The 17,440-nt window shown below is 63.2% G+C and carries 19 protein-coding genes; 12 read left to right on the top strand and 7 right to left on the bottom strand.

The features are described 5' to 3' along the window. Positions 1-140: 140 nt before the first annotated feature. Positions 141-1,583 (bottom strand): MFS transporter, encoded by a 1,443-nt coding sequence (locus QM716_RS00625; RefSeq protein WP_283301550.1) that lies wholly within the window; start codon positions 1,581-1,583, stop codon positions 141-143. Between the two features lie 86 nt (positions 1,584-1,669). On the opposite strand from QM716_RS00625, the gene QM716_RS00620 reads away from it, so the two are divergent. Then, the gene (locus QM716_RS00620) at positions 1,670-2,128 is read left to right on the top strand and encodes a MarR family winged helix-turn-helix transcriptional regulator (RefSeq protein WP_283302999.1); all 459 of its coding nucleotides are present in this window, start codon (positions 1,670-1,672) and stop codon (positions 2,126-2,128) included. Here QM716_RS00620 and QM716_RS00615 read toward each other — a convergent pair. From QM716_RS00615 to QM716_RS00605, 3 genes are all read right to left on the bottom strand, one after another. Further along, positions 2,119-2,520 (bottom strand): hypothetical protein, encoded by a 402-nt coding sequence (locus tag QM716_RS00615; RefSeq protein ID WP_283301548.1) that lies wholly within the window; start codon positions 2,518-2,520, stop codon positions 2,119-2,121. The genes QM716_RS00620 and QM716_RS00615 overlap by 10 nt on opposite strands. 78 nt (positions 2,521-2,598) lie before the next feature. Next, the gene (locus tag QM716_RS00610) at positions 2,599-3,342 is read right to left on the bottom strand and encodes an Rv1157c family protein (protein ID WP_283302997.1); all 744 of its coding nucleotides are present in this window, start codon (positions 3,340-3,342) and stop codon (positions 2,599-2,601) included. A gap of 270 nt (positions 3,343-3,612) precedes the next feature. Beyond that, on the bottom strand, positions 3,613-3,915 hold the full coding sequence (locus QM716_RS00605) for a 4a-hydroxytetrahydrobiopterin dehydratase (RefSeq protein WP_283301546.1): 303 nt from the start codon (positions 3,913-3,915) through the stop codon (positions 3,613-3,615). A gap of 16 nt (positions 3,916-3,931) precedes the next feature. On the opposite strand from QM716_RS00605, the gene QM716_RS00600 reads away from it, so the two are divergent. Further along, entirely contained in the window at positions 3,932-4,357 is a 426-nt protein-coding gene (locus tag QM716_RS00600; protein WP_283301544.1) for a (deoxy)nucleoside triphosphate pyrophosphohydrolase, read from the top strand. On the opposite strand, the gene QM716_RS00595 is transcribed toward QM716_RS00600, so the two are convergent. Continuing rightward, a complete protein-coding gene (locus QM716_RS00595; protein WP_230814144.1) occupies positions 4,335-4,511 on the bottom strand; it encodes a hypothetical protein in 177 nt (58 codons plus the stop codon). The genes QM716_RS00600 and QM716_RS00595 overlap by 23 nt on opposite strands. A 324-nt stretch (positions 4,512-4,835) precedes the next feature. Between QM716_RS00595 and typA the strand changes: the two genes are divergently transcribed. From typA to QM716_RS00565, 6 genes are all read left to right on the top strand, one after another. After that, positions 4,836-6,743: a translational GTPase TypA gene (typA, locus tag QM716_RS00590; protein ID WP_283301541.1), complete on the top strand. Its 1,908-nt coding sequence runs from the start codon at positions 4,836-4,838 to the stop codon at positions 6,741-6,743. A gap of 151 nt (positions 6,744-6,894) precedes the next feature. Beyond that, complete coding sequence (locus tag QM716_RS00585) at positions 6,895-8,679, top strand: ABC transporter family substrate-binding protein (RefSeq protein ID WP_283301538.1); 1,785 nt, start codon at positions 6,895-6,897, stop codon at positions 8,677-8,679. Further along, positions 8,676-9,560: an N-acetyl-1-D-myo-inositol-2-amino-2-deoxy-alpha-D-glucopyranoside deacetylase gene (gene mshB, locus QM716_RS00580; RefSeq protein ID WP_283301536.1), complete on the top strand. Its 885-nt coding sequence runs from the start codon at positions 8,676-8,678 to the stop codon at positions 9,558-9,560. The genes QM716_RS00585 and mshB overlap by 4 nt, the downstream gene beginning before the upstream one ends. A gap of 107 nt (positions 9,561-9,667) precedes the next feature. Beyond that, positions 9,668-9,826, top strand: coding sequence for a hypothetical protein (locus QM716_RS00575; RefSeq protein ID WP_019744522.1), 159 nt, complete (start codon positions 9,668-9,670; stop codon positions 9,824-9,826). A gap of 92 nt (positions 9,827-9,918) precedes the next feature. Further along, on the top strand, positions 9,919-10,353 hold the full coding sequence (locus QM716_RS00570; protein WP_283301534.1) for a hypothetical protein: 435 nt from the start codon (positions 9,919-9,921) through the stop codon (positions 10,351-10,353). 33 nt (positions 10,354-10,386) lie between these two features. Then, positions 10,387-11,232 carry a uroporphyrinogen-III synthase gene (locus QM716_RS00565; protein ID WP_283301532.1) on the top strand — a complete coding sequence of 282 codons (846 nt, stop codon included), beginning with the start codon at positions 10,387-10,389 and terminating at the stop codon, positions 11,230-11,232. Here the strand turns inward: QM716_RS00565 and QM716_RS00560 are convergent. Then, the gene (locus QM716_RS00560) at positions 11,192-12,763 is read right to left on the bottom strand and encodes a PH domain-containing protein (RefSeq protein WP_283301530.1); all 1,572 of its coding nucleotides are present in this window, start codon (positions 12,761-12,763) and stop codon (positions 11,192-11,194) included. The genes QM716_RS00565 and QM716_RS00560 overlap by 41 nt on opposite strands. Then, entirely contained in the window at positions 12,760-13,263 is a 504-nt protein-coding gene (locus tag QM716_RS00555; protein WP_214885416.1) for a PH domain-containing protein, read from the bottom strand. Before QM716_RS00555 ends, QM716_RS00560 begins: the two co-directional genes overlap by 4 nt. A gap of 82 nt (positions 13,264-13,345) precedes the next feature. Between QM716_RS00555 and QM716_RS00550 the strand changes: the two genes are divergently transcribed. The 4 genes from QM716_RS00550 (at position 13,346) to fdxA (ending at position 17,438) form a co-directional block, all read left to right on the top strand. Continuing rightward, positions 13,346-13,534 carry an Rv3202a family protein gene (locus tag QM716_RS00550; protein WP_283301526.1) on the top strand — a complete coding sequence of 63 codons (189 nt, stop codon included), beginning with the start codon at positions 13,346-13,348 and terminating at the stop codon, positions 13,532-13,534. Positions 13,535-13,652: 118 nt separating this feature from the next. Then, positions 13,653-16,211, top strand: a complete 2,559-nt coding sequence (locus QM716_RS00545; protein ID WP_283302995.1) for a bifunctional FO biosynthesis protein CofGH — start codon at positions 13,653-13,655, stop codon at positions 16,209-16,211. Further along, complete coding sequence (locus QM716_RS00540) at positions 16,211-16,969, top strand: hypothetical protein (protein ID WP_283301524.1); 759 nt, start codon at positions 16,211-16,213, stop codon at positions 16,967-16,969. The genes QM716_RS00545 and QM716_RS00540 overlap by 1 nt, the downstream gene beginning before the upstream one ends. A gap of 145 nt (positions 16,970-17,114) precedes the next feature. Beyond that, entirely contained in the window at positions 17,115-17,438 is a 324-nt protein-coding gene (gene fdxA, locus QM716_RS00535; RefSeq protein ID WP_003945248.1) for a ferredoxin, read from the top strand. Positions 17,439-17,440 lie beyond the last annotated feature (2 nt).

Here is a 17,440-nt window from a genome sequence, read left to right as displayed (position 1 = left end):
CGGGTCGGGGACCCATTATGTGAGAGGGCAACACGTGGAATTCATCATCGACTTCATCTACACACTTCTGTCGAAGTTGCAGACGGGCAGCATCGAAGACTCTTCGGTGAAGTGAGTCCTCCGCCGGGTTGATTCCCTTATCAGACTTTCTGTTTGGGGATCAGTCCGGCGAACACCATTGTCGCGACGGCGGCGGCGATGGAAATCAGGAACGTGGCGCGAAACGCCTCGAACGAGGGGATCACTGCGGAGCCGACCGTGATTGTCATCCCAGCCAGAACGACGCTCACGATCGCGGCAGACGTCGACGTGCCGATCGATCGCATCAGAGAGTTCAGTCCGTTCGCGGCCGCAGATTCCGTGATGGGTACCGCGCCCATGATCAAGGCTGGCATGGCCGAGTACGAGAGTCCGACCCCCGCGCCGATGAACATTCCGGCCACGGCGACCTGCCAGACGCTCGACACCGTGAAATATGCGAAGGCGTAACCCAATCCGATCACGAGGGCACCAAGCATCAACGTGATTCGTGGACCTCGCCAAGCTGAAATCCGAGCGGAGACGGGTGAGAGCGCCATCATGACAAGTCCACCGGGGGCCAACGCAAGTCCCGCTGCGACCATGGATAATCCGAGGCCATAGCCGGTGGACGTCGGTGCCATGAGAAGTTGGGGGAGCGTCAAGGAATTGCCGTACATGGCAAAACCGACGGCGATCGACGCGAAGTTGGTGAAGAGAACCTGCGGCCGGGCCGATACGCGAAGGTCCACCAGCGGTGCGCTGCGTCGAAGTTCCCACCATCCCCACACCAGGAAGCTGAGGGCGGAAACCGCCAGGAGTCCCAGTGTTTTCGCGTCGCCCCACCCCCAGGTTCCGCCCTTCGTGATCGGGAGCAGAAGGGTAATGAGTCCGGCGGTGAGACCGAGCGCTCCGATGAAGTCGAAACGTCCCGGGCGACGTACTTTCGATTCCGGAATGACAAACGCAACCAGTGCGATGCAGATCAAGCCGAATGCCGCCGAAGTGACGAACAGGAAGTGCCAGTTGGCATTCTGTGCAATCACTGCGGCGATCGGTAGTCCGATCGCACCGCCGACGCCGAGGGTGGCGCTCATGACGGCCATGGCGCCGGCCACCTTCTTCGGCGGAAGAACGTCGCGAATGATGGCGATTCCCAACGGAATTGCACCTACCGATGCACCTTGAAGTGCACGTCCGATCACCAGCACGATCAGTGAAGGCGCGAGCGCGCAGATCGCCGAGCCGAGGACGACCGTCCCGAGACTGACCAGCAGCATTCGTTTCTTGCCGAACATGTCGCCGAGGCGTCCGCTGATCGGCGTGATCACGGCGGCGGCGAGCAGCGTTGCGGTGATCGCCCACGACGTGTCGGCGGGAGAAGAGTTCAGCAGGTGCGGCAACTGCGGAATGATCGGGACGACCAGCGTCTGCATAAGGGCGACGACGATTCCGCACAGTCCGAGAACTGTGAGCACGGGACCCGAAGGTGCGTAGTTCGTGTCCGTGTTTTTCTCGTCCGGGGTTTTCTCGTCGACATTCGACGACCCTGCGTGAACGGACATTCGGCTCCCGCCATGGCGTGTTCTGTTTCGGTGCGTTCGCCCCAGTGTGCACGCTACACATCGTGTGTAGTCTGCACAATATGAAGATGGACCGGGACCCCGAACTGGTGAATATCGAGTACGAGTTGACTCTGCTCTCGCGCTACCACGCGCTCGCTCAACGGGCGGAACTTCATCTGGACCGGTCGGCGTATCTGCTGCTCGGACGACTGGAATTACAGCATCCCATGAGCCTCAAGGAGCTCTCCTGCGCTTTCTCCCTCGACATCTCGACCATCAACAGGCAGATCGGTGCGCTACGCAGGTTGGGCTTGGTGGAGCGGGTGGAGGATCCGGACGGTGGCCTGGCACGAAAGGTGCGGCCGACAGCGCTGGGGTTGTCGAAACTTCGTGCTGATCGCGAACATTCGACAGCGGGCGTCGAAAAGGTCTTGCGCGAGTGGACGCCGGAGCAGCGCCTTGCGCTCGGTGATCTACTCCGGCAATTCAATCACTCGGTGGAGAACTTGGAGGGCCGCGACTGGCCGCGACCGGATCAGGTCTGAGAGTGCGAAACGGACCGCAACGAGCGGTCCGGATCGCTCGAATCCGATTCCGGCGCAATGACAACAAGTTTCGGATGTTCTTCGGGCGCTGCATGATTTCCACGCCAGGAGAGCAACGACCAGCGTGAGAGACCGGACAGTGCGGACCCGAGACTGGCGAACGAGCCCGAACTCAACACCGATGCCGTCGATCCGATGCTTCCGATGGACAGAAATGAGCCGACGCTACCGATCGACAGAATCGAGTACGCCGATCCGATCGAGAGAATGGACCCCTCGGATCGGATGGACAGTATCGATCGAGTCGACTTGTGCGACCGTATCGACTGGTCGTCTGGGCTTGATTTCTGGTCTGAACGGCCATGCGTGATGTCCACTCTTAGATGTCCCATCTATCGGGTCTATCACGGTGATCGGAGATGCAAAAGGGACCCACCGAAATTCGGCGGGTCCCTTTCACAAGACTTCGATCAAGCGACCGCGAACATGCCCACGGTCGGCAGGAAGCTGCAGGTGATGCGTTCTGCGCCTTCCGGCTGGGTGGTCAGCGAACCGCTGATCACCGAGAGGACGCGTCCGGGGCCTGTATCGGCGATAGCCGACAGGGTGGCGGGGCCGTCCGGGTTGATGCGCGCGGCGTTGGTCAGGTTCTGGGTGGCGCTGCGCTGGTTGTCGATGTTGACCCAGGTCACGGTCATCGGCACCGGCTGGTCGTCGACGGCGGGAGCCGTACCGAGAGCGGTGAAGACGAATCCGGCCTGACCGGCGGCGGGGCCGGGAGGAGGCAGGTGAGCCGGGCCGGGAACAGCAAGTGCGGTTCCGACCGAATCGGCGGTTGCCGAGATGCAGCCCTTGCCCAGCGTCGGGTAGAGGAACTGCGCGATGACAGGTGCATTCTCGTTCGGGATTTCCGGTCCGCCGCCGCCGCTGCCGTCGAGGAAGGTGATGACCTTCTCGAGAGTGGCTTTGATCTCGGGCGGAATGCCGGGGGAGTTCAGGATCGCACGAGCCTGGTCGAGCAACGCTTGCTGCGGGCCGCCGGCGACGTCAGCCGGACCTGCAGCGGCGCCGATGATGGCGGGCGCAAACGATGCGAGGAACTCGATCGGAACACTTTCGGGTGCGGGCGGTGCTGCCGGATCGGCCATTGCCTGTGCCGGCAATGCCAGTCCTGCTACTGCGGCAATAGCGACGGCGGTGAACGCCTTTCGCATACCTCGGGTTCGAAGCACTGTTTCCCCATCCTTAGTCATACCGCGCGGGCGCCTAGGCGAGCTCCGCGTTTGACGGCTCGAGGGGTCACTCTATGTACAGAGCCCCCGGGTTGTACAGCTGTTCAGTTGCTGAGCAGCTACGCACCGGGGGAGTCTATGGCATGACCGGCCTCGATCGTGATTTACGGCGACCATACCTGTGACTGAAGTGATCTATGTGAAAGTTGATGCAACTGTTACGTCAGATTGCGAGGATTGTTCACTCGAAGATCAGTCGAAACGGACCGAATCGTCGACAAGTACGTCAATTCGACGGGCCAGGTCGAAGTCCAGATCGGTGAGTCCGCCGGCCGAGTGTGTCGAGAGCGTGTAAGTGACCTTGCGCCATCGAACATCGATGTCGGGATGGTGATCTGCGGCCTCGGCGACGGCCGCGATGCGTTGGAGAAGGGCGATCGCGTCCGGGAAGGTCGCGGAGTCGACGGTGCGAGTGATCGAGCCCGGGGACAGCTGCCAGGCAGGCAGTTCGTCGAGCGCGCTTTGGATTGCGGAGTCGGACAACAAAGTGGCCATACTCCATCATGGTGCGATGAGTGATGTGCCTGCAAGGGATCGCGAAGTTGTTGCCGGCGCGATCTTCCGTGGGGGAAGGCTGCTCCTCGCGCAGCGGACGAGTCCGCCGGCGTTGGCCGGCCGCTGGGAACTGCCGGGCGGGAAGGTCGAGGAGTTCGAGTCACCGCAGAACGCGTTGGTGCGAGAGCTACTCGAAGAACTCGCGGTCGAAGTTCGGTGCGGCGCCAGAATCGGCGTCGATGTGCCCCTGTCGCCTGGGTTGGTCTTGCGGGCGTACCGGGCGGAGTTGGTGTCCGGCGAACCGGTCGCTCTCGACCATGCTCAGTTGGCATGGGTCGACGCCGAAGAACTCCTGTCGATCGATCTGGTCGACAACGATCGGGCCTGGATGCCCGAACTGCTGGAGGAGTTGAGGGCGCCTACGCCGCACGGGCCTTCTTGAGGCCGGCTTTGAGTTCCTTCTTGGATGCGCCCTCGTTCTCGAGCTTCTTCATCCGCATGATGACGACGGGGCACTTGATGCACCGCGTCTTCTTGCGGCAGCACTTCTTTTTCGGCTTGAGCTTCGAGACCTTGCTTGCTTTGACTTTTCCCATGTGACGCTGCGGCTTTCCTGTTTCACTACGGCGGAGAGCCCGCTCTTGGAACGAGGTTAGCGTACCCTTAAATATCCTGTTTCTCCAGGTCGTAATCCTACGCGCTTCAGCGTGGTGCAGATCACTATTGGCTGGTGGGAGCGGTGATCGAGGCCGCACAATGCAGGAGTATCCGCTCGGAGCGAGTAGTATTTACTAGGCCGCGGTGCCTATTCAGGCGATTCGTGCCCTGATTCGGATCACACACTCGTGCAGCGGCCACCAGAAGAGCCGTGCGACTTGACTTTCGCGTGGCCGAATCAACTCAGCCAGGAGAGCCATCGCGTGACCACTACCAGCTTCCGTAACGTTGCCATCGTCGCACACGTCGACCACGGCAAGACCACCCTCGTCGACGCCATGCTTCGTCAGTCCGGCGCGTTCGAGGAGCGCGCCGAGCTGGTCGATCGCGTCATGGACTCCGGCGACCTCGAACGCGAGAAGGGCATCACGATCCTCGCGAAGAACACCTCGGTGCACAAGCGCAACGAGGATGGTTCGGTCACCGTCATCAACGTCATCGACACCCCCGGCCACGCCGATTTCGGTGGCGAGGTCGAGCGCGGTCTGTCCATGGTCGACGGCGTCGTCCTGCTCGTCGATGCGTCCGAGGGCCCGCTTCCGCAGACGCGTTTCGTGCTGCGTAAGGCACTTGCTGCCTCGCTGCCCGTCATCCTGGTCGTCAACAAGACCGACCGTCCCGATGCTCGCATCGAAGAGGTTGTCTCCGAGGCTCAGGACTTGCTCCTGGACCTCGCGTCCGATCTCTCCGACGAGGCCGCCGAGGCCGCCGAGCTTGCGCTCGGGCTACCGGTTCTCTACGCCTCCGGCCGCGAGGGCAAGGCTTCGACGGTGCAGCCCGAGAACGGTCACGCACCCGACGCCGAAGACCTCACCGCACTGTTCCAGGTTCTGATGGAGTACGTCCCGGCCCCCAAGGGAACGGTCGACGCGCCGCTTCAGGCCCACGTCACCAACCTCGACGCCTCGGCGTTCCTCGGTCGCCTCGCACTCGTCCGCATCCACAACGGCGAACTGCGCAAGGGCCAGACCGTGTCCTGGTGCCGGGAGGTCGACGGCGAGCCTGTCATCACCAAGACCAAGATCACCGAACTGCTCACCACCATCGGTGTCGAGCGTGTTCCCGCAGAGGTTGCGCTTGCCGGCGATATCTGCGCTGTTGCGGGCTTCCCGGACATCATGATCGGCGACACGCTCGCCGACCTCGACAACCCGGTTGCGCTGCCTCGCATCACTGTCGATCAGCCGGCTATCTCGGTCACGATCGGTACCAACACCTCACCGCTGGTCGGCCGCGTCAAGGGTCACAAGCTCACCTCACGCATGGTCAAGGCTCGCCTGGACCAGGAGCTGGTCGGTAACGTCTCGCTCAAGGTCCTCGACATCGGTCGTCCTGATGCGTGGGAGGTCCAGGGTCGTGGAGAGCTCGCGCTCGCCATCCTCGTCGAGCAGATGCGTCGCGAAGGCTTCGAGCTGACCGTCGGAAAGCCGCAGGTGGTTACTCAGACTGTCGACGGCAAGATCCACGAGCCTTTCGAAGAGCTGACCATCGACAGCCCCGAGGAGTACCTCGGTGCCATCACTCAGCTCCTGGCCAACCGCAAGGGCAAGATGGTTCAGATGTCGAACCACGGTCAGGGCTGGGTTCGTATGGAGTTCATCGTTCCCTCACGTGGCCTTATCGGCTTCCGTACGGAATTCCTCACGGATACCCGCGGAACCGGCATCGCCAACGCCGTCTTCGACGGGTACGGCCCCTGGGCCGGCGAGATTCGTGCACGCCACACAGGTTCGCTCGTGTCGGACCGTTCCGGCACAGTGACGCCGTTCGCGATGATCCAGCTGGCTGACCGCGGAACCTTCTTCGTCGAGCCCGGCGCCGACACCTACGAGGGCCACGTCGTCGGTATCAACCCCCGCCAGGAAGACCTCGACATCAACGTCACCCGCGAGAAGAAGCTGACCAACATGCGTCAGTCGTCCGCAGACGTGATGGAGACCCTCGCGAAGCCCATCAAGCTCGAGCTCGAAGCGGCCATGGAATTCTGCTCCGGCGACGAGTGCGTCGAGGTCACCCCTGAGGACGTCCGCGTTCGCAAGGTGCATCTCAATGCAACCGAGCGCGCTCGCGAGCGTTCGCGCAGCAAGTCTCGCGACAAGGCTGCTCTGTAGTCTTTCGTCGGTTACAACCTGACAGGCGGATGTGCCTTTCAGCCGAGTTTTCGGCGGAAAGGTACATTCGCCTTCATGGTTTCCGGGCGAAAGTTCTGCCCGGAAATCGAGTGCGAAGGGGCGACGCGGCCCCGTACGGAAGGAATTGTCTGTGGCCTCAGGACGTCGCTACCTGGCGTTGGCAGTGGCAGTGACGGCGTTGTCGCTGACAGCATGTACAGCCGATCCGCCGCCTCCGGTCGAGAGCACCGAAACCGTCAAGCCCACACCGACTCCCGTCGTTCCGGCGATGAAGCAGGTCACTGTGGCAATCGACGAGGTAGGAGGCGGATTCAACCCGCACCTGCTCGCGGATCAGTCGCCGGTCAACTCCGCAGTCGGCAACCTCGTGCTGCCCAGTGCGTTTCGCCCGATCAATTCGCCGACGCAACCTGGTGCGACGGAGTGGGCGATCGACGATTCTTTTCTCGTTTCGGCTGAAGTGACGTCAGAGGCTCCGTTCACGATTCGCTACCAACTGCGCAACGAAGCTCAATGGTCGGACGGTGCTCCCATTGCTGCAGAAGACTTTCGCTATCTGTGGCAGCAGATGATCTCGGTTCCCGGTGTGGTCAATCCAGCGGGCTATCAGATGATCGACGACGTGAACTCGTCCGGCGGTGGCAAGACGGTCAACGTCGTGATGCGTGCACCGTACCCGGCGTGGCGAGAGTTGTTCACCGATATTCTTCCGTCGCACCTGATCAAGGACACTCCCGGCGGTTTCAGCACCGGATTGAGTGAGGGGATTCCGGTGTCGGGAGCCCACTTTCACGTGCGCTCTGTCGACCGTGGTCGCGACGAGATCGTGCTGGAGCGCAACGACCGATTCTGGGGCAAGCCGTCCGACCCGGATCAGATAGTTCTGCGACGCGGCGGAACGGCTTCGCAGTTGGCGGATGCACTTCGCACCGACGATGCTCAAGTGGCGCAAGTTCATTCGGGTAGTGCCACTGATATTCAGCTGTCTGCGATCCCGGGGGTCAGTACTGCATTCTCGTACGTTCCGCGCACTCTCGACATCAACGTGAACGGGCGCAGCAAGAACTTCGCGGACGTTCGGGTGCGTAAAGGTGTTCTGGGACTGCTCGATCCGGACCTGCTCGCCGTAGTGGCGGCAGGGAGTGAATCGGCGTCGGCACCGGTGAAAGCTCAGATCCTCGCTCCGTCGGACCCGGGATACGCGCCCACCGCGCCGCCGAAGCCGACCAGAGAGCAGGCGCTGGGCGAGCTGACTGCAGCCGGCTACCTGACGGCACCGCCCACCGGAATCGTCACGGGCACTGGAACGGTCGGATCGATCGTCCGGGACGGCGCTCAGTTGACCTTGCTGATAGGTGCTCCCGAGAACGACGACATCGCGATCGCCGTGGCAAACACCGCGGCCGACGAATTGCGCGACGTGGGGATCCTCGCGACCGTCGAATCGGTGCCGCCGGAGGAACTCTACGGCGAGGACCTGACTGCAGGACGCGTTGACATGATTGTCGGTTGGAGCCGCGCAGGCGCCGACACGGCCACTTCACTGGCCTCGCGGTTCAGTTGCCCGACAGCACCTTCCACTCCGGCAACAAGTTCAGCGGTACCCGCACCGGCGCCGTCGCAGTCTCCGGAGCCTGTCCGCACGACAAGCGTCGAGGCTCCGAGCAATCTGTCCGGGCTGTGCGATCCTGCGCTGCAAGGCCGGATCGACGAAGCGCTCAGCGGCGTCGGGGATCTCGGATCGTTGATCGCCGATGCGGAACCCAAGCTGTGGGATCTTGCGGCGGTCTTGCCGATCGTGCAGAGCCGAGCGCTGGTCGCGGTCGGGACCGGAGTCGAGGGCGTCGTCCTCGACGGGCCGGTGCAGGTGGGGATATTCGGAAACGCTACGGACTGGGTGAGGGTGGCAAAGTGACCGCGTCGGCGAAACGACTGCTGTTGGTGCACGCACATCCGGACGACGAAACGATCACCACCGGTGGCACCATCGCGCGTTACGCGTCCGAGGGCGCCGAGGTCACGGTCCTCACCTGCACGTTGGGGGAGGAAGGCGAAGTGATCGGTGACCTGTGGGCCGGGCTCGTGGCTGCCGAGGCGGATCAACTCGGTGGCTACCGGATTGCGGAACTGAGCGCAGCTCTGTCGGCCCTGGGCAGTGCAGCTCCTCGATTCCTCGCCGGCGCCGGTCGGTATCGCGATTCCGGAATGATCGGCACACCGTCGGCGGCCAATCCCCGTGCTTTTGTCAATGCTCGACTCGACGAGGCAGTCGGCGCGGTGGTCGCCGTCATTCGTGAGATCAGGCCGCACGTGGTGATCACGTACGACCCCAACGGCGGCTACGGGCACCCGGACCACATCCAGGCACACACGATCACGACAGCGGCCGTCGAAGCTGCAGCAACGACGGCGTATCCCGAGGCCGGCGAGCCGTGGTCGACCCCGAAGTTCTACTGGACCGTGACCGAGCGCAGCGGACTCGAGCGCGGCATCGCGGCAATTTCCGAGTTCCCGGCGAACTGGCGTCTGCCCGAGCCCGGGGAATTGCCGAGCGTCGAAGACGGAGACGTGACGACGGCGATCGACGTTCGCGGCGTCATCGATGCGAAGGCGCGGGCATTGGGCGCCCACTCGACTCAGGTGACGGTTGCCCCGAGCGGAGCCGAGTTCGCATTGTCGAACAACGTAGTTCAACCGATCTTGACGGTCGAGCATTTTGTGTTGGTGGCGGGGACTCTCGGTCCCGTGGCTGAGGACGGTCGCGAGAGCGATCTGTTCGGCGGGCTGCACACCTGACCTGGGCGTCGGCTCACAGGCATTGCGATCGACGCCGTAGTGGTGTGTGATGCGTGTCACCGGATGGGTGGTCCTTTCGGTAACAGCAAAGCCTGGGGGCTGAAGAAATGTACAACTGGGACCTGCAGAACCAGATCGTCGCCTTTGTCGATTCGTTGCGTCCGATGGCTGGTTACTACCACGACATGTATTACGGATCGCTCTACGCATTCGCAGATCAGCAGAGTCATCTGCTGACGCTGCTCGGGTTCCCGCCGGTTCCCTGATCGTCTTCGTGCTTTCGGGCGCGAGCCGGGGTGCTTGTCGGGAGGGGACCCCGCGCTCGCGCGATGACGACCGATAGACCACTATCAAAACCATGATCACGGTCGAGAAGAACACGGACGCCTCGACAGGAACGTCGCTGTCGTGGCTCGACCCTGTCATCCTCGGCGTCCTGATTTTCGACGGATTCCTGTGCGCGGTGCTGTCCGTTCTGTTCCTGCCGACTCATCTCGGTACGACGGCATTTCCCATGAGCATTCTCGTAGCCGCGGTTGCGAACCTCGTGTTGGTGATCGCGGCCCGCACTGTCACGACTCCGGGCAGGGCCGCATTGCCGCTCGCTGGTTGGATCGTCGGGTTCTTGGTGTGCATGGTGGGCGGCCCCGGCGGCGACGTGCTGGTGCTTTCGTCCCCACTGACGTTCTTGCTTTTGGTCGGTGCGATCGCCCCGGCCGCAGTTTTCCTTTTCAAAGTGGCAATCAACAGGCTTGCCACCCTCAGTTCGCAACAGACCTCGGCGCGCGCGTAGGAAAGTGACCCATACATAAGGGACACTCAGCCTGTGGCTGAACATGATCTGGCGGGTGCGACGATCGCCTTGACCGCAGAACGGCGTGCCGAAGAATTTGCGACGCTCCTCGAACGTCGAGGTGCAGCGATCGTGCGGACTCCGGTGATCCACGTGCTGCCGTTGGTGGACGATCGAGACCTGCGCACCCAGACTTCCGCCCTGATCGCCGATCCACCGGACCTGGTCGTGATCAGTACCGGAATCGGCTTTCGCGGATGGCTCGACGCCGTCGCCTCGTGGGGTTTGACCGACGAGTTCCTCGGAGCTCTCGCCCGGACACGCATCGTCGCCCGGGGCCCCAAAGCGACGGGCGCCATCCGAGGTGCCGGATTGCGTGAGGAGTGGTCACCTTCGGGTGAGTCGTCCGAGGAAGTTCTGGCGCACCTCGGAAGCGAGGGAGTGGCAGGCTTGCGCGTCGCAGTCCAGTTGCACGGCACCATCACCGAATGGGAGCCGTTGACGGATCTGAGCGCTTCCCTTGCCGATACCGGCGCGATCGTCACTCCGGTATCGGTCTATCGGTGGATCCGGCCGCCGGATCAGTCGCCCGTCCGCGCGCTGGTTGCTGCAGTTCGTTCCGGCGCAATCGACGCGCTGACCTTCACCAGTGCCCCCGCGGTCTCCTCGATGCTCAGCACGGCAAAAGAGATGGGCGAGCTGGAGCGGTTCGTCGCAGCGATGCGCGGACCGGTACCGACCTACTGCGTCGGACCGGTGACGGCCGCGCCGCTGGAACTGCTCGGTGTTCCCACCATCCAGCCGGAGCGATCACGTCTCGGTTCGCTGGCGAGGCTCATCATCGACGACCTGCCCAGACGTCGCCTCCGCCCGGAGTGACGGCCTCGATCAAAGCCCACGCGTTCTCCGCGGGGAGATCGATCACTTCGTAGCTTCCGGTGCCGGCGGGCGTCGCGGCGATGACGGTTGCCACGCCTGCGCGACGTTGGAAGTACGTTTCGCGCACCGTCCAGCCGATGACGCCTTCGGATTCGAGGCTGTGACGCTGGCGATCGAGCGAGCCGCTTCGTGTGATCAACCATCCCGACAGAACTGCGTGGCCGAGGCCGTTGTATCTGTCGTAGGCGAGGGCGGCGCCGCCGATCGCGAGTACAGCGACCCCGAACCAGGCGTAAATCGGCACGTGTAGCCCCGATGCCGCGCACGCCACGCAGGCCAGAAACGCCACTGCCGCCAGAAACAGCGCTCGGGTGTACCGGCGACGCCGCGCGGCCGGGCCGTGATTCATCAGGGGAGCGGAAGCTTGTCGTGAATCACCGATCACCGTGGCCATCACTCGCTCGGCCTCCCTGCGTGGTCCCTGCGGGAGCAGTAGCGACGATTCCTTCTTCTCGGCACTCACTCCCGTCATGATGGCGTCGAGGCGCGCGCCGCGGGCCAGACGCAGCAGGAGCGGTTCCTTGAGCGTCGTGCCGCGAAGGCGGGCTCGGTCGAGTGTGGTCTGCCGGGTTTTCAACAGTCCGTGGCTGACGTGCAGGATGCGGCCGTTGTAGGCGAGTTTCATGTTGCCGAACGCGATCAGATACTGGACGCAGGCGAGTGCGCTCGACAGCACCAGCAACACGACGAGTGCGATGACGATCATCACCGCGATGCCGAGGCTCTCGAGTGAGTCGAAGCTGTCACTGACCGCCGAGGATTTCGCGACGGCAGTGCCGATGCCGTATTGGAAGGAAATGCCGATGATTGCCGCGATGATGGCGATTCCCGTGAACGAAAAGGGGGCATAGCGAACCCAACTCGGCTCCCAGTGACCGATCTCGGTGTCGACTGGTTCGGCGATGTTCTCGACCGGAGCGCCGGGGACCTCGAGGTTGCGTGCTTGTTGCGCGCGGGCCAACAGTGCGGCACGGAGGTCCGGAACCAGGGCGGTCGAGAGGGCGTTGAGTTCGAACTTGTTCGAATCGTGGCCGCCCCCAGCGCGTTGGCCGGTCCCGATGCGCACGATCGACAGCCCCAGCAGTCGGTGCATGACACCAGCCTCGACGTCGACGGATCGGATGCGGCTACGCGGGACGGAGAGCAGCTTCTTCTGGAATACCCCGGTGCGGAGTTGGACGTGAACGGGCCCGATGCGGTACGTGGTGGTGAAGTACCGCAACAGACCGAAGACGACGAGCAGAGTGACGACGCCGAGTCCCCACCAGTGGTTTCCGGATTGGCTGCCGAGGACTAAGGAGACGAGTAGGACCGGGAGCAGTTTGACGACTTCGTTGACAGGGTGGACCAGAAGCATGCGTCGGTCGAGGCGGAGCCAGGGCTGCTCCTCTTCGGCTGCCTCGGCAGCTGCCGTTTCCGCCTCAGCGGGGATCTCGATCGCGGTCGTCTCGCCCAACTGTTTCTCGTTCATGTTGCGTCTCCCACGTTGGTGCCCGCGATCTCCGTCAGTTGAGCCACTGTGCGGTCGGCGATTTCCTGGTCGAGTGCGGAGATTTTCACAGCCCCGGCCGACGACGCCGTAGTGACAGTCACCGTTGCCAGACCCAACATGCGGTCGATCGGTCCGCGCTCGGTGTCCACGGTCTGCACACGCGAGATCGGTGCAATGCGTCGTTCCTGGGTGAACCAGCCGGTGCGTGTGTATACCGCGGTGTCACTGATTTCCCATCGGTGGACGCGATACCGCCACGCCGGAACCATCAGAATGTAGGTGGCCGCGAAGAGCACGGTGACTGCGAATACGGTGCCGACCACCCAGGACGGGATTCCGGGTATCAAGACGGCACAGACGATTTCGGCGACGATGACGGGTACCCAGAACAGCGAGGCGGTGATTGCCCACAGCCTCGGGGCTTTGGTGCTGGGTCGCCATAGTGGATCGGCCATGGTCAGCGGTTGCGGCGCAGTCATGGGCACTACTTTGGTCGAGTGAGGGGCGAGCTGTCGACATCCGCCCTATCGTGGAGTGTGGCGACCGCGAAGGGAGCACGTGATGACCGAACAAGATGCGACATTCGACCCGGAGGCTCCGGAATCAGATGCGCTCGAACAATCGACACCCGTAGATCCAAACGCCCCCGAAGAACCCGATCTGACCGACATTCCGCTCGACGCACCTGTGGCTGACGTGGTGGATCAACGCGTCGAGGTCTCGGTCGACGACGACTACCGGCCCTCGTGATCGAGGCGGTATCGCGGCGGTAAGGCCTCCTACTTCTGGCACCGGGTGGCACTAGTCGTCTCACATGGCGCATGATCGCTAGGTGAACCGAACTGGTGATGACTCCGGCAAACCCACCATGCTTCCGATGCCAGGTATTTCCGCGTCCGCCTCGTCCAGTCCGTCGCCCGGCCCGTCAGCGTCGGCGATGCGGCGAGTGCTCCGTCGCGCACGCGACGGAGCGACCCTCAATGTCGACGAGGCGGCAACGCTGCTGCAGGCGCGGGGAGCCGATCTGACCGATCTGTGTTCCTCGGCGGCCAAGGTTCGCGATGCCGGTCTGCTGGCAGCGGGTCGGCCGAACACCGTGACGTATTCGCGAAAAGTTTTCATTCCGCTGACCCGACTGTGCCAGGACAAGTGCCATTACTGCACCTTCGTCACCGTGCCCGGGAAGCTGCGTGCCGAAGGGCACGGCATGTTCCTTGAGCCGGACGAGGTTCTGGACATTGCCCGGGCCGGCGCCGAATTGGGCTGCAAGGAAGCCTTGTTCACGCTGGGGGATCGCCCCGAGGCTCGCTGGCCGGAAGCAAAGCAGTGGCTGGATGAACGCGGCTACGATTCCACCCTCGACTACGTGCGAGCGATGTCGATTCGGGTGCTCGAGGAGACCGGACTGCTCCCACACTTGAATCCCGGTGTGATGAGCTGGCAGGAACTCTCGCGGCTCAAGCCCGTTGCGCCGTCGATGGGCATGATGCTCGAGACGACGGCAACTCGGCTGTTCACCGACAAGGGCGAATGCCACTACGGAAGCCCGGACAAGGACCCGACGGTTCGGTTGCGCACCCTGACTGACGCAGGCCGACTGAACATTCCGTTCACCACCGGCATTCTCGTGGGCATCGGGGAGAACTTCCTCGAGCGTGCCGAGTCGATCATGGCGATACGCAAGTCGCAGAAGGCGTTCGGCCACATCCAGGAAGTGATCATTCAGAACTTCCTGGCCAAGCCTGATACCGCGATGCGCAATACCCCTGATGCAGGCCTTGACGAATTTCTCGCGGCCATCGCCGTCGCGCGCCTACTGCTCGGGCCCACGATGCGGATTCAGAGTCCGCCGAACCTCGTCTCGAACAGCGAGTGCCTCGCGCTGCTCGGCGCAGGCGTCGACGACTGGGGCGGGGTATCACCGCTGACCCCCGATCACGTCAACCCCGAGCGCCCGTGGCCCAATCTCGAGACCTTGGCCGAGATCAGCGCAGAGGGCGGCTTCGCGCTGACCGAACGCACCGCGGCTCAGCCGGCTTATGTCCTGGCCGGAGCTCCGTGGATCGATCCGCGCATCGCGGGTCACGTGCAGGCGCTGGCGGACCCCAAGACCGGCCTCGCCTTGCCCGACACCAAGCCGGTGGGTCGGCCGTGGCAGGAGCCGGACGAGTCCTGGGAATCGAGCGGACGCGTCGATCTCAACAGCGAGATCGACACAGACGGGCGCAACACCGAGACCCGTAGTGACCTGGGCAGTGCGTTCGGCGACTGGGAGACCGTGCGCGAACAGGTGCTCGAGCTCAGTGCTCCGATTCGCGTCGACACCGATCTGTTGGCTGCGCTTCGCAGTGCCGAACGCGACCCCGCCGGATGCTCGGACGACGACTATCTTGCCCTGGCCACCGCGGAGGGGCCCGGCTTGGAAGCCGTTGTGGCACTCGCGGATGCGCTACGCAAGGATGCCGTCGGCGAGGACGTCACCTATGTCGTGAACCGGAACATCAACTTCACCAACATCTGCTATACGGGCTGCCGGTTCTGTGCGTTCGCGCAGCGCAAGGGCGACGCCGACGCCTTCACACTGTCGGCAGACCAGGTCGCCGACCGTGCATGGGAGGCGCACGTCGCCGGCGCGACCGAGGTGTGCATGCAGGGCGGTATCGATCCGGAGCTACCCGTCACCGGTTATGCCGACCTGGTCCGGGCCGTCAAGAAGCGCGTGCCGTCGATGCATGTCCACGCGTTCTCACCGATGGAGATCGTGAACGGCGCATCGCGCAGCGGTGAAAGCATCAGGGATTGGCTGACCGCCCTTCGTGAGGCGGGCCTCGACACCATTCCCGGCACGGCAGCCGAGATCCTCGACGACGAGGTGCGCTGGATCCTCACCAAGGGCAAACTGCCGACAGCGGAGTGGATCGAAGTGGTCACCACGGCCCACGAGGTAGGACTGCGGTCGAGTTCGACGATGATGTACGGACACGTCGATCAGCCGCACCACTGGGTCGGGCACCTGAACGTACTTCGCGGAATCCAGGATCGCACAGGCGGATTCACGGAGTTCGTGCTTCTGCCGTTCGTTCACCAGAGTGCGCCACTGTACCTGGCAGGCGCTTCACGACCAGGGCCGACCAATCGGGACAACCGTGCCGCGCACGCACTGGCACGCATCATGCTGCACGGACGCATTCCCAACATCCAGACCAGCTGGGTCAAACTTGGCGTCACCGGGACGCAGATGATGCTCAACGGCGGAGCCAACGACCTCGGCGGAACACTGATGGAGGAGACGATCTCGCGGATGGCCGGCTCCGAACACGGGTCCGAGAAGACCGTCGCAGAACTGCGCGCCATCGCCGAGGGAATCGGACGTCCGGCGCGCGAACGAACCACCACACATGCACGACGCGAAGGAGCGATTGCCTGATGGCCGATGTATTGGGGGACCGCAAGGTCGTCGAGGTTCTCGATCGAGCGGTCTGGGGGATCAACCCGGTTCTCGACCTCGCCTACAGCGATCCGCTCGGTATCAAGCGTCGGACCTTCGAGCCGACCGATCCCGAGCGAAACGCTGCCGCGATGGTGTTGGACGCAGCCGCTTGGGTCCTCGATGTCGTCAAGTTCCCCGGGACGGCGGCGTGGTCGGTGATGACCGACGAGCAGCGCTCGAAGTGGTGGACGACCCGGTTGGGTGCACTCAACACCGTTGCCGTCGCATTCCCCGGCATCTTCGGCGTCCTCCTCAATCGGTTGCCGATCCAGGATCTGCTGGCTTTCGCGAATCAGGCCGTTGTGCTCGTTGCGGTTGCCCGTGAACACGGAGTGACGGAACGGGATCAGCAGGTGGACCTCCTGGCGTCGGTGCTGTGCCGGCGTGAGACCAAGTCCCGAGATCTGCTCGCCGGCGAAGATTTCGCCGAAAAGTCGGTCAATGCCACCGACGAGACCTGGCGCCCCTTCGCCCTGATCGGGACCTTGTGGCGCACGTCGAAGACTTTCCGTGCCATTACGGACGAGCTGCACAAGCGGCCGTCGCGGACAAAACCATACGAGATATTCGGCAAGATTCCGGTGGTCGGCGTCGTGGCGGACTACCTCGGTGAGCGGGGCGCACTGGTACGCGCGGCCACCCTGGGGGAGAAGTGGATCGCGATTCGGTCGAGGAACATCACCGCAGTAGGCTGAAATGTGTTACCCCGCCTGCTCAGAGTCGGTAGGCAGGGGGATAATAGGCTGTTCCCGCGGTACGTGAGAGTCGTATCGGATTTTCGGCCCCGAGCAACTCCGTGTCGCGGCGGCGATGCACGACAGGAAGGCAGGGAGATCGGCAGTGACCTACACGATTGCTGAACCGTGTGTAGATGTGATGGACAAGGCGTGCATCGAAGAATGCCCTGTCGACTGCATCTACGAGGGTGGACGCATGCTTTACATCCACCCCGACGAGTGTGTCGACTGCGGCGCGTGTGAGCCTGTCTGTCCCGTCGAAGCCATCTTCTACGAAGACGACGTCCCGGACCAGTGGAACGCGTACATCAGCACCAACGTCGATTTCTTCGACGATCTCGGTTCGCCTGGTGGGGCCGCCAAGCTCGGCAAGGTCGACTACGACACGCCGTTCATCAAGGCGCTGCCTCCCATGGGTGAGGAATAGAG

It is taken from the genome of Rhodococcus sp. IEGM 1409, assembly GCF_030056735.1.
GTDB lineage: Bacteria > Actinomycetota > Actinomycetes > Mycobacteriales > Mycobacteriaceae > Rhodococcus_F.
The sequence above is the reverse complement of the archived record's forward strand: the minus strand, read 5'-3'. Positions and strand labels throughout refer to the sequence as shown.